A 14,549-nucleotide genomic window follows, 5' to 3' on the forward strand; every position below is an offset into this window, starting at 1 on the left:
CCTCAGAGGCGAGCGAAATCGTTAAACAGCGCAATGCCCATCAATAACATCAGAATGGCGGCACCGATCCTGAAACCCACTTCCTGTATTTTCTCTGATACCGGCTTGCCGGTGACCGCTTCGATCAGGAAATAGACCAGATGGCCACCATCAAGCACCGGCAGGGGGAACAGATTGATAATCCCCAGATTGACGCTGATCAGCGCCAGAAAACTCAAGAAATAGACCAGACCATAGTCGGCACTGCTGCCGGCGCCCTTGGCAATGGAGATGGGGCCACTCAGGTTGTCCAGCGACACGATGCCACCAATCAACTTGCCAATCATGTCAAAGGTGAGCGTGATCAGGCTCCAGGTTTTGTCCGCGCCATGCCACAGCGCCTGCAAAGGCCCATACTGTAACAGAATTCGATATTCATCCGGTAATGGAACCAGTTGCGGTGAGAGACCGACGAATCCCACCAGCTTGCCCTGCACCTTGCGGCTATCCGGGGTCAGGGTCACGTTGAGATCACTGTTGTTGCGCTCAACCACCACTTGAAGGGGTTCGCCCGGTGCCTGCTGCACCAGTTCGACAAACTGGGCCCACGCGGTAATAGGCTGATCGCCGACCTGTTTGATACGGTCACCGACCTGCAGCCCCGCCTTTTCACTGGCACTCTTGGCCACCACTGCAGCCACGACTGGCAGCACTTTGCCACTCAGGGGGACGATCCCCAAGCTGCCGATAGGCGACTCTTTATCCGGATCGAAGGTCCAGCCGGTCAGCGACAAGGTTTTATCGGTGGCATAGCTGGTATTGGGTGCCTGCACCTTGAGAGTCACTGCATCATCACCCAGATGACTTATAAGAGCGTAGGTGACGCTCTCCCAGTCACCGGTCAGCTCATCGCCGACCCCGACAATCTCCATCCCGGGCAGCACACCCGCCTCGGCCACGATGGATGCCGGACGCACTTCACCGATCACCGGCTTGACGCTCGGCACCCCGATGATAAACATCAGCCAGAGGGCAAACAGGGCAAAGACGAAGTTGGCCATGGGACCTGCGGCGACAATCGCCATCCGCGCCCAGACACTCTTGTGGTTGAAGGCATACTGCTCGTCACCGGGCTTGAGTTCATCGACCCGGCCATCGAGCATCTTGACGTAACCACCGAGCGGGATCAGCGCCAGCACATATTCGGTGCCATCTTTACCCATCCGGCGCCAGATCGCCTTGCCAAAACCGATGGAGAAGCGCTCAACCTTGACGCCACAACGACGGGCCACCCAGAAGTGACCAAACTCGTGCACCGCGACCAGCAGGCCCAGCGCAACAACAAAAGCACCGATATTCCACAACACACCGCCCATCAGCCAAGCTCCTCAATCAAAGTGTGAGCACGGGCTCTTGCCGCACCGTCCAGGGCAAACAGATCATCGAGCGAGCCGACGGCGCTGCTCTCCAGCGCCAGCATCACTGCCTCGTTGATCCGGGCAATATCCATAAAACCGATGCGCCCGGCCAGGAAGGCGGCAACCGCCTCCTCGTTGGCCGCATTGAGCGCAGTAGTCGCCGCTTGTCCCTTCTGGCAGGCATTGATGGCCAGCGCCAGACAGGGGTAGCGATCATAATCGGGCCGGATAAAGCTGAACTCTCCGACACTGAAGAAATCCAAAGGTTCCACACTGGAGGGGATGCGATTGGGATAAGCCAGCGCATGGGCAATGGGGGTACACATATCCGGATTGCCAAGCTGGGCCAGCACGGAGCCATCCTTGTACTGCACCATGGAGTGGATCACCGACTGCGGGTGGATCACCACCTGGATCTGCTCGGGCGCCGCATTGAACAACCAGCGCGCCTCGATGTACTCCAGCCCCTTGTTGATCATGGTGGCGGAGTCGACCGAAATCTTGGCCCCCATCGACCAGTTGGGATGAGCGATGGCCTGCGCCGGCGTCACCTTGGCCAGCTCGCTGATCTCGGTGTAACGGAACGGGCCGCCGGAACCGGTCAGCAAAATCTTGCTGATCCCCGCCGCCGCCAGATCGCAAAAACCGGGCTGGCGCTGCACGGCGGTCGGCAGACACTGGAAGATGGCATTGTGTTCGCTGTCGATGGGCAGCAGCTCGGCACCATGCTCGCGAACGGCCTCCATGAAGAAAGCACCGGACATCACCAGCGCCTCCTTGTTGGCCAGCAAAATACGCTTGCCGGCACGTACCGCGGCCATGGTCGGGGCCAGTCCGGCCGCACCGACGATGGCGGCCATCACGCTATGGGCGTCGGGGTGAGCGGCAACCTCGCAGAGGGCTGCTGCACCAGACATGACCCGGGTCGCACTGCCGTGCGCTTTCAGACGGGCAGCCAGTTCACGGGCGGCATCCTCATCGACCATCACGGCAAAACGGGGGGAGAATTCGAGGCAGTCCCGCAACATGGCATCCACGTTGCGGGCGGCGGTCAACGCCAATACTTGCCAACTGCCCGGGTTATGGCGCAGCACTTTCAAGGTACTCTGACCAATGGAGCCGGAGGCTCCCAGAATAACCAGTGACTTGTGCATCAAAACTCCTGACTGAGTAGCAGATAACTGAGCAGAAACACCGGCAGGGCGGCGGTCAGGCTGTCGATCCGGTCGAGAATGCCGCCATGACCCGGCAACAGGGTGCCGGAGTCCTTGATGCCCGCCTCGCGCTTGAACATGCTTTCGGTCAGATCGCCGAGTACGGAGGCTAGCACCGCCAGCAGAGAGCAAAACAGCACGGTGATCATCTTGGCAGGAACAAATCCCATCGACCAGGTGACACCGATGGCCAGCAGGCTGGCGGTAAAGAGGCCGCCGCACATCCCTTCGATGGTTTTGCCCGGACTCACAGCCGGTGCCAGCTTGTGCTTACCGAACGCCTTGCCGAAAAAATACGCGCCAGAATCTGCCGCCCAGACCAGTCCCATCACGAACAACAGGATCCAGGCGCCCATCATGGGGTCATGGTAAAAGTTGTAACCACGGATGGCGACCAGCGACCAGAAGAAGGGAACCAGGGTCACCAGACCAAACAGGGACTTGAGCCAGAGAGACTCTTTCCACAGCTTGGCGCTTTGGGGATAGCGCAGCACCAGCAGCAGACCCAGCAGCCACCAGCTTACCGCGGTCCAGAGCACGCCCATCACCAGGGGGTGCAGGTGAGGCGTCCAGAGTTGCTCCACCGGCAGCCAAAAGAGGCTGGCACCGAGCAACAGACAAAATACGATGGGTAACCATTGCTGCGGAGCAGCAGAGACAAACCCACTCCATTCGCGACTGGCCAACAAAAACACCAGCGCTGCCAACAGGGCAAAAAATTTCAATGGCAGAAAGAAGAGCGCCCCCAACACCAGGGGGATCAACATCAAAGCAGTAATAATTCGTTGTTTTAGCAAAAGAAACCTCTCTCTTGGGAGCGGGGTTTAGCCGGTCTGCTGCTCGGCGATCAATTCCCGTATCTGTTCACCCGTGCAACCGAAGCGACGCTCGCGGGCAACGAAAGAGGCAACCGCCTCACTGAACTCGGCCTCGTTGAAATCGGGCCACAATACCGGGGTAAAATAGAGCTCTGCATAGGCGAGCTGCCATAACACAAAGTTGCTGATGCGATGATCGCCACCGGTGCGGATCAACAGGTCCACGGGTGGCAGATCGGCCATGCAAACCTCGCGGGTCAACATGGATTCATCAATGTCGTCTGCGGCCAGTTCACCGGCAACAACCGCGCGGGCCAGCTTGCGAGCCGCCTGAGCGATATCCCACTGGCCGCCATAGTTGGCTGCAATGTTCAGGGTCAATCCCTTGTTATTGGCGGTCAAGGCTTCCGCCTTGGCGATTTTGGCCTGCAACCGATCACTGAAGCGATCTGTATCGCCAATCACCCTGAGCCGGATCCCGTGACTGTGAAGTTTGTTCACCTCGCGGCCCAGCACGGTAATGAACAGCTCCATCAAGGCGCTGACTTCCCCTTCCGGACGACGCCAGTTTTCGCTGGAGAATGCAAACAGGGTCAATGCCTCGATCTTGGCTCGCGCAGCAAAGGTAACGGCCTCGCGCACTGACTTGACGCCCGCCTTGTGGCCATAAACCCGCATCTTGCCTCGGTTCTGGGCCCAGCGACCGTTACCATCCATGATGATGGCGACGTGACGGGGTAAAGACGAGTTGGCACAATCACCCAACGCAGCCAAAAGCGACATGGTTTTCTCCCACAAAGACAAAAGCGCCGTGCAGGGGCACTACACGGCGCTCGTAATATACCTTTCAGGCGCTTAGATTTCCATTAGCTCCTTCTCCTTTGCAGCAAGAGCCTCATCGACCAGCTTGATGTAGGAGTCTGTCAGTTTCTGGATCTCTTCCTGGGCGCGACGGTCGTCGTCTTCGGAGATCTCTTTGTCCTTCAGCAGCGCTTTCAGGTCGGCGTTGGCATCGCGGCGAATGTTGCGCACGGCAACACGGGCGTTTTCCGCTTCGGCACGGACGATCTTGGTCAGGTCGCGACGGCGCTCTTCGGTCAGCGGCGGCAGCGGCACGCGCAGGGTCTGGCCATTGCTGGAGGGGTTCAGGCCCAGATCGGAGGTCAGGATCGCCTTCTCTACCGCCTGGATCATGGAGCGGTCAAAAATGGAGATGGAGAGGGTGCGAGCATCTTCTGCCACGACGTTGGCCAACTGTTTCAGCGGAGTGGCAGCACCGTAATACTCAACCTGGATGCCGTCGAGCAGGCTCGGGTGAGCACGGCCAGTACGGATCTTGGACATCTGGGTCTTGAGTGATTCGACACTCTTGCCCATACGCTCCTTGGCGTCGTTTTTAATCTCGTTGATCACAGCGGTTTTCCTTTTGGCGAACGAGCCGCCATGCGGCTCGCATCTATATTATTTGCTGACGTAATGGATCAGGGTACCTTCCGGCTCACCCATGATAACCCGGCGCAAAGCGCCCGGCTTGTTCATGTTGAACACCCGGATCGGCAGATCATGGTCACGTGCCAGAGTAAAAGCAGCAAGATCCATCACCTTGAGCTCTTTTTCAAGAACTTCATCATAACTCAATTCATGGTACAGCACGGCATCCGGATTCTTGACTGGATCTTCGTTGTATACACCATCAACCTTGGTGGCCTTGAGCACTACATCGGCTTCGATCTCGATCCCGCGCAGGCAAGCCGCAGAATCGGTAGTGAAGAAGGGGTTGCCAGTACCGGCAGAGAAGATCACCACTTTGCCTGCACGCAGCTGGCTGATTGCCTCGGCCCAGCTGTAGGAATCACAAACCCCTTGCAGGGAAATGGCAGACATCAGACGGGCATTCACATAAGCACGATGCAGAGCATCACGCATGGCCAGACCGTTCATCACGGTTGCCAGCATACCCATGTGGTCGCCCACCACGCGGTTCATGCCCGCCTTGGCAAGACCGGCACCACGGAACAGGTTGCCGCCACCGATGACCAGACCGACCTGAACACCCAGCTCAACCAGCTCTTTGATCTCTTGGGCCATCCGCTCCAGCACTGCCGGATCAATGCCGAAACCCTCGGATCCTTGCAGGGCTTCACCACTCAACTTCAGAAGAACACGTCTGTATGCAGGTTTGGGATTGGTACTCATGTCACTGATTCCTGGTCATATAAAGACCGCGACATAAGTCGCGGTCTGGGGAAACGGAAAAACCGGTTCGATTAGGCCTTTTGAGCGGCCGCGATTTGGGCTGCAACTTCAGCAGCGAAATCGGTCTCTTGCTTCTCGATGCCTTCGCCCACTTCGAAACGGGTGAAGGAGACAACGTCAGCGCCTTCTTTCTTCAGCAGCTCGGCAACAGTCATGGAAGGATCTTTCACGAACGGCTGACCAGTCAGGGAAACCTCACCGGTGAACTTCTTCATGCGACCTTCAACCATCTTCTCGGCGATCTCTTTCGGCTTGCCGGAGTTGATGGCGATGTCGATCTGGATTTCGCGCTCTTTGGCAACGACTTCAGCAGATACATCTTCAGGCTTGACGAATTGCGGGCTGTTGGCTGCAACGTGCATGGCCAGATCTTTGGCCAGTTCGTCGGAACCACCGGTCAGCTTGGTGATAACACCGATGCGGGAACCGTGAACGTAGGTGCCCAGGTTGTCACCTTCAACCAGCATCACGCGACGCAGGTTCATGTTCTCACCGATCTTGGCGATCAGGTTGGTGATGGTCAGCTCTACGGATTCGCCGTTGCCAAAATCAGCGGCTTTCAGCGCATCAACGTCTGCGATCTTCTGGGTAGCTGCGATCTCGACGATCTTCTGACCCATGGCCAGGAAACCGGCATCCTTGGAAACGAAGTCAGTCTCGCAGTTCAGCTCGATCATGACGGCAACGTTGCCTTCGGTACGGGCGAAAATCACACCTTCAGCGGCGATACGGCCAGCTTTCTTGGCGGCTTTGGCCTGACCGGATTTACGCATGTTCTCGATGGCCAGCTCGATATCGCCGTTGGCCTCTTCCAGTGCTTTTTTGCAATCCATCATGCCAGCGGCGGTGCGCTCGCGCAGTTCTTTTACCAGGGCGGCAGAAATGTTTGCCATGTCCAGTATCCTCGGTCTTGAATTGACAAGAAACAGGGGCCACAAGGGCCCCTGCTAACCAATTACATCAGCTTGGTTAATAAGGGCTTTGCAGACCTTATCAATTACTCAGCTTCAACGAAGCCATCTTGTTCGGCTTGAACAACGATGTCCTGCTCGCGAGCTTCCAGTACGGTGTCAGCAGCAGCATTCAGGTACAGCTGTACGGCACGGATAGCGTCGTCGTTACCCGGGATGACGTAATCAACGCCGTCCGGGTTGGAGTTGGTATCAACGATGGAAACTACCGGGATACCCAGGTTGTTGGCTTCTTTGATAGCGATGTGCTCGTGGTCAGCATCGACAACGAACAGAACGTCAGGCAGGCCGCCCATGTTCTTGATACCACCCAGGCTCTTCTCCAGCTTTTCCATTTCGCGAGTACGCATCAGCGCCTCTTTCTTGGTCAGCTTCTCGAAGGTACCGTCCTGGCTCTGGGTTTCCAGATCTTTCAGGCGCTTGATGGACTGACGAACGGTTTTCCAGTTGGTCAGCATGCCGCCCAGCCAGCGGTGGTTAACATAGAACTGGTCGCAACGCTCAGCGGCTTCTTTTACGGCTTCAGACGCGGCACGCTTGGTACCTACGAACAGTACCTTGCCTTTCTTGGCAGCTACGGAGCTGATGAAGTTCATGGCATCGTCAAACATCGGAACGGTTTTTTCCAGGTTGATGATGTGAACTTTGCTGCGGGCACCGAAGATGTAGGATTTCATTTTCGGGTTCCAGTAACGAGTCTGGTGACCGAAGTGAACGCCGGCTTGCAGCATGTCGCGCATAGAAACTTTAGCCATTTTATACCTCTATATTGGGGTTAGGCCTCCACACATCCCATATAACCGACCCGTTAAGGCACCCCGGCATATGTGTCGATGTGTGTGTGTTGTTTAAGTAAGGGTGATGAAATCGGGACGCAAGTTCCCCATTCCGGCGCGCTTTATACCATAACTTTGTTCAGGACACCACCGGCCGACACTCTAAACAGGTGTAAATCTGGATCCCGCCAGAGGAGGTTGCGACTGCCATTTGACGCTGTGATGACAATCACACTGGAAGTACGCGGGGGTTGCGGATAAAATTTTGGCCTGATTGCAAACGCATCTATTTTTCATTACCTGATTGCCGGACATCGATAGATGCGCGATCAGGTCCCAAGAGAGATCCCATGTCCATTAAAATCAAGACACCGGAAGAGATTGAAAAGATGCGCGTTGCCGGCCAATTGGCCGCCGATGTGCTGGTCATGATTGCGCCCCATGTCAAAGCTGGCGTCACCACTGACGAACTGAACACCCTCTGCCACAACTATATTGTCGACGTGCAGCAGGCCATCCCGGCCCCGCTCAACTATCACGGTTTCCCCAAATCCATCTGTACCTCGGTGAACGATGTGATCTGCCACGGCATCCCGAACCACAAGAAGCTGCGTGATGGCGACATCATCAACCTCGACATCACCGTTATCAAGGATGGCTACCACGGCGATACCTCGGCCATGTTCATCGTGGGCGAGACCACCCCGCTGCGCCGCCAGCTCTGCAAGGTTGCGCAAGAGAGCCTCTACGCTGCCATCAAGAAGGTGCGTCCGGGTGCCTGCATCACCGAAATTGGCGCCGTGATCCAGCCCATCGTCGAGAAGGGCGGCTTCTCCGTGGTGCGTGACTACTGCGGCCACGGCATCGGTGCCGAGTTCCACGAAGAGCCGCAGATCCTGCACTACCGCAACAGTGGCAAGCTGGAGCTGAAAGCAGGCATGTGCTTCACCATCGAGCCGATGGTCAACAGCAAGAAGTATCACTGCAAGGTCAATCCGAAGGATGGCTGGACCGTGACCACCAAGGATGGCGGCGACTCCGCCCAGTGGGAGCACACCCTGCTGGTGACCGAGGATGGCTGCGAGGTGCTCACCCTGCGCCCCGATGACACTATCGACCGCTTCATCAAACACAGCTAACATCGAACCCCGGCCCTGAACTTCCAAAGCGCCGGGGTTTTTACTTCTGTTTCAGCCGTTTGCCTGCCACTTGCGTGTGAGATGCCATGGACGCCAGCCTGCTTTCCCCCCATTTGTTACCCGATGATCAGCTCACTCGCGACAACTGCAAAGAGTACCTGAGCCGCTTTCTCGGCTGGCTGCACGCCCGTTTTGATGCCGGCGACAACATCATCGAGCTGGTTGCCACCCGCTCCGAATACATGGATCAGTTGCTCTGCCGCCTGTGGCAGAAGTTTGGCTTCGACAAGAGCGACCTGACCCTGATCGCGGTGGGGGGCTATGGCCGCGGCGAGCTGCACCCCCACTCCGATATCGACCTGCTGATCCTCTATGACGGCGACGAACTGGACGAAGTGTTGGGACTACGCATTGGCGAGTTCATCACCCTGTTGTGGGATCTCAAGCTGGAGGTGGGTCAGGCGGTGCGCAACGTGGCGGAGTGTCTCGAGCAGGGGCGCGCCGATATTACGGTCGCCACCAACCTCATCGAGGCCCGCTACATCACAGGTCGCCAGGAGGGCTTTCGGCAACTGAAAGAGGCCACCGGCCCCCAGCACTTCTGGCCAAGTGAAGCCTTCTTTCGTGCCAAGCGCCAGGAGCAGGCGGAGCGTCATCAACAGTTTCTCGGCACCGCCTACAAGCTGGAGCCCGATCTCAAGAGCAATCCGGGCGGCCTGCGCGACATTCAAACCCTCGCCTGGGTCGCCCGCCGCCACTTTGGCGCCACTACCTTGTTCGAGATGACCAGCCACGGCTTTCTCAATCGCGCCGAGTACCGCGAACTGCTCGACTGCCAGAATTTTCTCTGGAAGGTGCGCTTTGCCCTGCACATGGCCATCAACAAGGGAGATAACCGCCTGCTGTTCGATCGCCAGCGCACCGTAGCCCAGATGTTGGGGTTCGAGGGGGAAGGCAACACTCCGGTCGAGCAGATGATGAAACGCTTCTATCAGACGGTACGGCGGGTCTCCGAGCTCAACGAGATGCTGCTGCAGCTGTTTGACGAAGCCATCCTCGGCAACACCGCCATGGATGTGCGCCGCCTCTCCGACGAGTTCCAGCTCCGTGGCCGCCTCATCGATGCGGTGGATGCGGAGCTGTTTAGCCGTGAACCGGCCGCCATCCTGCGCCTCTTCTATCAGATGGCCCAGCATCCCGAGATTGCCGGCATCCACTCGGCAACCCTGCGCCAACTGCGCGAGGCACGCCGCAAACTCAACTGCTGGCTGCAGGACTTGCCTGACTGCCGTCGCCTCTTTATGGCGCTGCTGCGCCACCCCAACGGCATCGGCCTGCCGCTCACCCTGATGCACAAGTACGGCATCCTCGCCGCCTATCTGCCCCAGTGGAACCTGATCGTCGGCCAGATGCAGTTCGACATGTTCCACGCCTACACGGTGGATGAGCACACCCACCGGCTGCTCAAAAACATTCACCAGTTCCCCAATCCGGCCAGTCGCCAGAGCCACCCGCTCTGCCACGAGGTCTTCACCCGGCTGCGCAAACCGGAGCTGCTCAGCATCGCCGCCCTGTTCCACGACATCGCCAAAGGGCGGCGCGGCGATCACTCGGAACTCGGCGCCGTCGATGCGCTGGAGTTCTGCCAGCTGCACGGCCTCGATCGCTACGAGAGTCGACTGGTCGCCTGGCTGGTGCGCCACCACCTGTTGATGTCGGTCACCGCCCAACGCCGTGACATCTATGACCCCGACGTGGTCACCGATTTTGCCCAGAAGGTGCGCGACGAGCAGCATCTAGACCTGCTCTACTGCCTTACCGTGGCCGATATCTGCGCCACCAACGATACCCTGTGGAACGACTGGAAGGGCACCCTGCTGCGGGAGCTCTACTTCGCGACCCAGAAGGCGCTGCGTCAAGGGCTGGAGAACCCGCCCGACATGCGGCTGCGCATTCGCGAAAACCAGCGTCAGGCCAAGCAACTGCTTGCGCAACGGGATGTATCGGAAGAGGCAATCAATCAGCTCTGGGGCGACTTCAAGGCCGATTACTTCCTGCGTCACAGCCCGGAACAGATCGCCTGGCACTGCCGCCACATCATCGAGCATGGCGACAATCCGGCACCGCTGGTGATCATCGGCAAACATCCGACCCGCGGCGGCAGCGAGGTGTTTATCTACTGCCGCGATACCCCGAATCTGTTTGCCACCGTCGCCTCGGCGCTGGATCAGAAGAACCTCAACATCCACGACGCCCAGATCATGAACTCGCGCAGCAACTATGTGCTCGATACCTTCGTGGTGCTGGAGCCGAGCGGCGAACCTATCAGCCCCAATCGCACAGCCACCATCAAGAAAGCGCTGGAGAAGGCGCTGCAGGAGCCTGGCAAGCTGGTGCTACGCAACAAGCCGTTGTCACGGCGCCACCGCCAGTTCAGCGTGCCGACCCGGGTGGTCTTCCTGCCCCGCTCTTCGCCCACTAAAGGAGAGAGCCGTCACACCCTGATGGAGCTGACTGCCCTCGATACCCCCGGCCTGCTGGCACGGATCGGTGCCGTTTTCCAGCAGTGCGGGCTGTCGCTGCACGCCGCCAAAATCGCCACCTTCGGCGAGCGGGTCGAGGACTTTTTCAGCCTGACCAGCCTCGATGGCGAGCCATTGACCGCCGAGCAGCAAAAACAGCTGGAAGAGCGACTGGTACACCAGCTCAATCCCCAGCAGTCGGTACTGGATTAAGCGAAGAGTGATTCGAAAGAGGCTGATTGTCGGGCGTTTTTTACCATACCAAACAACTGGTTGGCGCACACCGGATGAAGAAATGGCCGCTGGCCGGAAGAATTCCGGTCAACCCCTTAAAAACAGTCGGAAAAGTGTGATACAACAAACAGAATTTTTTAAAGGAAACCTGTCATGACCGAGTTGCAACAGATCATTGAAGCGGCCTTCGAGCGCCGCGACACCATTACTCCGGGCTCCGTGGATAGCGCCACCAAGTCCGCCATCCTGCAAGCCATCGACCTGCTGGACTCCGGCAAGGCACGGGTTGCCGAGAAGATCGCCGGTGAGTGGGTTGTCCATCAGTGGTTGAAGAAAGCGGTACTGCTCTACTTCCGCATCAACGACAACGGCATCATCAAGGGCGACGATGCCCAGTACTACGACAAGGTTCCCCTCAAGTTCTCCAACTACACCGCCGAGCAGTTCAAGGAAGCGGGTGTGCGCGTGGTGCCGCCGGCAACAGCTCGCAAAGGCTCCTTTATCGCCCCCAATACCGTGCTGATGCCCTCCTACGTCAACATCGGCGCCTTCGTTGACGAAGGTACCATGGTCGATACCTGGGCCACTGTCGGCTCTTGCGCCCAGATCGGTAAGAACGTCCACCTCTCCGGCGGCGTCGGCATCGGTGGCGTACTGGAACCGCTGCAGGCCAACCCGACCATCATCGAAGACAACTGCTTTATCGGTGCCCGCTCCGAAGTGGTTGAAGGGGTGATCGTTGAGGAAGGTTCCGTCATCTCCATGGGCGTCTTCATCGGCCAGTCCACCCGCATCTATGACCGCGAAACCGGCGAGATCCACTACGGCCGCGTACCGGCTGGCTCCGTGGTCGTCTCCGGCTCCCTGCCCTCCAAGTGCGGCAAGTACAGCCTCTACGCGGCGGTGATCGTCAAGAAGGTTGATGCCAAGACTCGCGCCAAAGTCGGCATCAACGCTCTGCTGCGCTCCATCGACGAGTAATCAGCATTGCTGTGATGAAAAGGGCGCCTGATGGCGCCCTTTTGATTTTGGCACCCCTGTCACAGGCAAGCCATGAGGCATCGGTTAAGATGGATGAGACAGGATCGTTTCAAACCGAGGAAGCCTGATGTACGAGAATCTGAAGAGCCTGGGGATCCAGGATCCCGCCTCCGTCGACAGCTATACCCTGCGCCAGGAGGCCAACCACGATATCCTCAAGATCTACTTCAAGAAGCAGAAGGGCGAGTTCTTCGCCAAGAGTGTCAAATTCAAGTATCCCCGCCAGCGCAAGACCATGCTGGTCGACTCCGGTACCCATGAGTACAAGGATGTCACCGAGATCAATGCCAACCTCAAGTATGTAGTGGATGAGCTGGACAACCTGACCCAGGGCGTCCATCAGCAGGCCGACCCGGATATCAAACAGAAGATCCTGCGCGACCTGCGCCATCTGGAAAAAGTGGTACAAAACAAGATCAGCGAAATCGAGCGGGATCTGGAGAAACTCTAGCCCCACCGATTTGACAAAAGAGCGCCCTGGTGGCGCTCTTTTTATTGGCTGACTTTATATAGTGATGGTGTGCAATAAGGTGAGCGAGGCACAACGCCAACAGAAGGTATCCCGTTACATATCGCCCCTTGGGCAACATGACACTAGCCGAGATCGAACTGCAGCGACTCGCTCACCCCATAACCAGAAATAGCAAGAGGGAGGCTTTCGCCTCCCTCTTCAAACACGCTGATATTCAGGCAACAGAATTAGTTGCTCTTCATCCAGATGTCCATGTCGGTTTTCAGGTTGTCAGACTTGGTACCGAAGATGGCTTGTACGCCGGAACCAGCCACTACCACACCGGCAGCACCCAGTTTCTTCAGACCAGCCTGGTCAACTTTGGCGACATCTTTCACGCCAACACGCAGACGGGTGATGCAGGCATCCAGAGAAGCGATGTTCTCTTTACCACCGAAGGCGGCAACCAGAGCAGCAGACATCTCGTCTTTGCCTTGGCCAACGGCCTCTTCAGCAGTCTCGTCTTCACGACCCGGGGTTTTCAGGTTCATGGCACGGATAACGAAGCTGAATACGACATAGTAGATGGCAGCGTAGACCAGACCCAGACCTACCAGCAGCAGCATGTTGTCGGCACGCGGCGATTGCACCACGAAGTCGATGAAGCCGTTGGAGAAGGTGTGACCGTGTACGATACCCAGAGAGTTGGTCAGCACATAAGCCAGACCAGCCAGTACCGCGTGGATGGCGTACAGAACCGGAGCGATGAACAGGAAGGAGAATTCAATCGGCTCGGTGATACCGGTCAGGAAAGAGGTCAGGGCAGCAGAGGCCATGATACCAACGATCTTGGCGCGGTTTTCCGGCTTGGCAGCGTGAGCGATGGCGAACGCAGCAGCAGGCAGACCGAACATTTTGAACAGATAGCCACCAGCCAGTTGACCGAAGCCGTTACCGGCAGCGCGGGACGCGTCATCAGCAGTCAGGAAGCAGGTCATGATACCGTGAACAGTTTCACCGGCACCGTTGACACAGGTACCCGCCTGATAGAAGAACGGTACGTTCCAGATGTGGTGCAGACCGAACGGGATCAGGGAGCGCTCAACCACGCCGTAGATACCGAAGGCCAGTACCGGGTTCTGGTTGGCAGCCCAGTCAGAGAAGGCACCGATGGCACCACCCACTGGCGGCCAAATCACGGACAGGATGACACCCAGACCGATGGAGAGGAAACCGGTGATGATGGGTACGGCACGTTTGCCCGCGAAGAAGCCCAGGTACTCTGGCAGCTGGATCTTGTAGAAGCGGTTGAACGCCCAGGCAGCGATACCACCGGCCAGGATACCACCCAGCACGCCGGTTTCGATGGTTTCAACACCCATCACAGGTGCCATGACCTTCAGGGTTGCGACCATGATGCCGTAGCCAACGATGGCTGACAGACCGGATACACCGTCGTTATTGGTAAAGCCCAGAGCAACACCCACTGCGAACAGCAGGGCCATCTGGCCAAATACGGAACCACCGGCTTGCTCCATCAATTGGGAGACAATTTCCGGCATCCAGCTGAAGTGGGCAGCACCCACCCCCAGCAGAATACCTGCGACTGGCAAAACTGATACTGGCAGCATCAGCGCCTTACCAACCTTTTGCAGATTAGAGAAAGCATTTTTGAACATTGTGTGCGCTCCTGAATGGATTGTCGTCCCTGAACGATCTATCTGGATGAA

13 protein-coding genes are annotated in these 14,549 nt (G+C 57.6%); 4 read left to right on the forward strand and 9 right to left on the reverse strand.

Annotated features, from left to right (window positions below; all coding sequences use genetic code 11):
- Positions 1 to 2: 2 nt before the first annotated feature.
- The 8 genes from rseP to rpsB all read right to left on the reverse strand — a co-directional run bounded on the left by rseP (position 3) and on the right by rpsB (position 7,411).
- Positions 3 to 1,355: a sigma E protease regulator RseP gene (gene rseP, locus G5229_RS16780; RefSeq protein ID WP_266134120.1), complete on the reverse strand. Its 1,353-nt coding sequence runs from the start codon at positions 1,353 to 1,355 to the stop codon at positions 3 to 5.
- Positions 1,355 to 2,551, reverse strand: a complete 1,197-nt coding sequence (gene ispC / locus G5229_RS16785; protein ID WP_005338569.1) for a 1-deoxy-D-xylulose-5-phosphate reductoisomerase — start codon at positions 2,549 to 2,551, stop codon at positions 1,355 to 1,357. The genes rseP and ispC overlap by 1 nt, the downstream gene beginning before the upstream one ends.
- On the reverse strand, positions 2,551 to 3,408 hold the full coding sequence (locus tag G5229_RS16790; RefSeq protein WP_227341179.1) for a phosphatidate cytidylyltransferase: 858 nt from the start codon (positions 3,406 to 3,408) through the stop codon (positions 2,551 to 2,553). Before G5229_RS16790 ends, ispC begins: the two co-directional genes overlap by 1 nt.
- A 27-nt stretch (positions 3,409 to 3,435) precedes the next feature.
- Positions 3,436 to 4,212: a polyprenyl diphosphate synthase gene (gene uppS, locus G5229_RS16795; protein WP_421209742.1), complete on the reverse strand. Its 777-nt coding sequence runs from the start codon at positions 4,210 to 4,212 to the stop codon at positions 3,436 to 3,438.
- Positions 4,213 to 4,284: 72 nt separating this feature from the next.
- Positions 4,285 to 4,842 carry a ribosome recycling factor gene (gene frr, locus G5229_RS16800; RefSeq protein WP_216951882.1) on the reverse strand — a complete coding sequence of 186 codons (558 nt, stop codon included), beginning with the start codon at positions 4,840 to 4,842 and terminating at the stop codon, positions 4,285 to 4,287.
- A gap of 48 nt (positions 4,843 to 4,890) precedes the next feature.
- Entirely contained in the window at positions 4,891 to 5,625 is a 735-nt protein-coding gene (pyrH, locus tag G5229_RS16805; RefSeq protein ID WP_005343782.1) for a UMP kinase, read from the reverse strand.
- 71 nt (positions 5,626 to 5,696) lie between these two features.
- Positions 5,697 to 6,578: a translation elongation factor Ts gene (tsf, locus tag G5229_RS16810; RefSeq protein ID WP_005343781.1), complete on the reverse strand. Its 882-nt coding sequence runs from the start codon at positions 6,576 to 6,578 to the stop codon at positions 5,697 to 5,699.
- 104 nt (positions 6,579 to 6,682) lie between these two features.
- On the reverse strand, positions 6,683 to 7,411 hold the full coding sequence (rpsB, locus tag G5229_RS16815; RefSeq protein ID WP_204385178.1) for a 30S ribosomal protein S2: 729 nt from the start codon (positions 7,409 to 7,411) through the stop codon (positions 6,683 to 6,685).
- A 371-nt stretch (positions 7,412 to 7,782) separates the two neighbouring features.
- On the opposite strand from rpsB, the gene map reads away from it, so the two are divergent.
- From map to G5229_RS16835, 4 genes are all read left to right on the forward strand, one after another.
- Entirely contained in the window at positions 7,783 to 8,571 is a 789-nt protein-coding gene (gene map, locus G5229_RS16820; RefSeq protein ID WP_421209744.1) for a type I methionyl aminopeptidase, read from the forward strand.
- 86 nt (positions 8,572 to 8,657) lie between these two features.
- Entirely contained in the window at positions 8,658 to 11,306 is a 2,649-nt protein-coding gene (glnD, locus tag G5229_RS16825) for a bifunctional uridylyltransferase/uridylyl-removing protein GlnD (protein ID WP_219263297.1), read from the forward strand.
- A gap of 174 nt (positions 11,307 to 11,480) precedes the next feature.
- On the forward strand, positions 11,481 to 12,308 hold the full coding sequence (gene dapD / locus G5229_RS16830) for a 2,3,4,5-tetrahydropyridine-2,6-dicarboxylate N-succinyltransferase (protein ID WP_005338581.1): 828 nt from the start codon (positions 11,481 to 11,483) through the stop codon (positions 12,306 to 12,308).
- 127 nt (positions 12,309 to 12,435) lie between these two features.
- The gene (locus tag G5229_RS16835) at positions 12,436 to 12,819 is read left to right on the forward strand and encodes a DUF3461 family protein (RefSeq protein WP_005338583.1); all 384 of its coding nucleotides are present in this window, start codon (positions 12,436 to 12,438) and stop codon (positions 12,817 to 12,819) included.
- Between the two features lie 248 nt (positions 12,820 to 13,067).
- On the opposite strand, the gene ptsG is transcribed toward G5229_RS16835, so the two are convergent.
- The gene (gene ptsG, locus G5229_RS16840; protein WP_005338586.1) at positions 13,068 to 14,498 is read right to left on the reverse strand and encodes a PTS glucose transporter subunit IIBC; all 1,431 of its coding nucleotides are present in this window, start codon (positions 14,496 to 14,498) and stop codon (positions 13,068 to 13,070) included.
- Positions 14,499 to 14,549 lie beyond the last annotated feature (51 nt).

It is taken from the genome of Aeromonas sp. 602396, assembly GCF_049173735.1.
Classification (GTDB): Bacteria; Pseudomonadota; Gammaproteobacteria; order Enterobacterales; family Aeromonadaceae; genus Aeromonas; species Aeromonas veronii_A.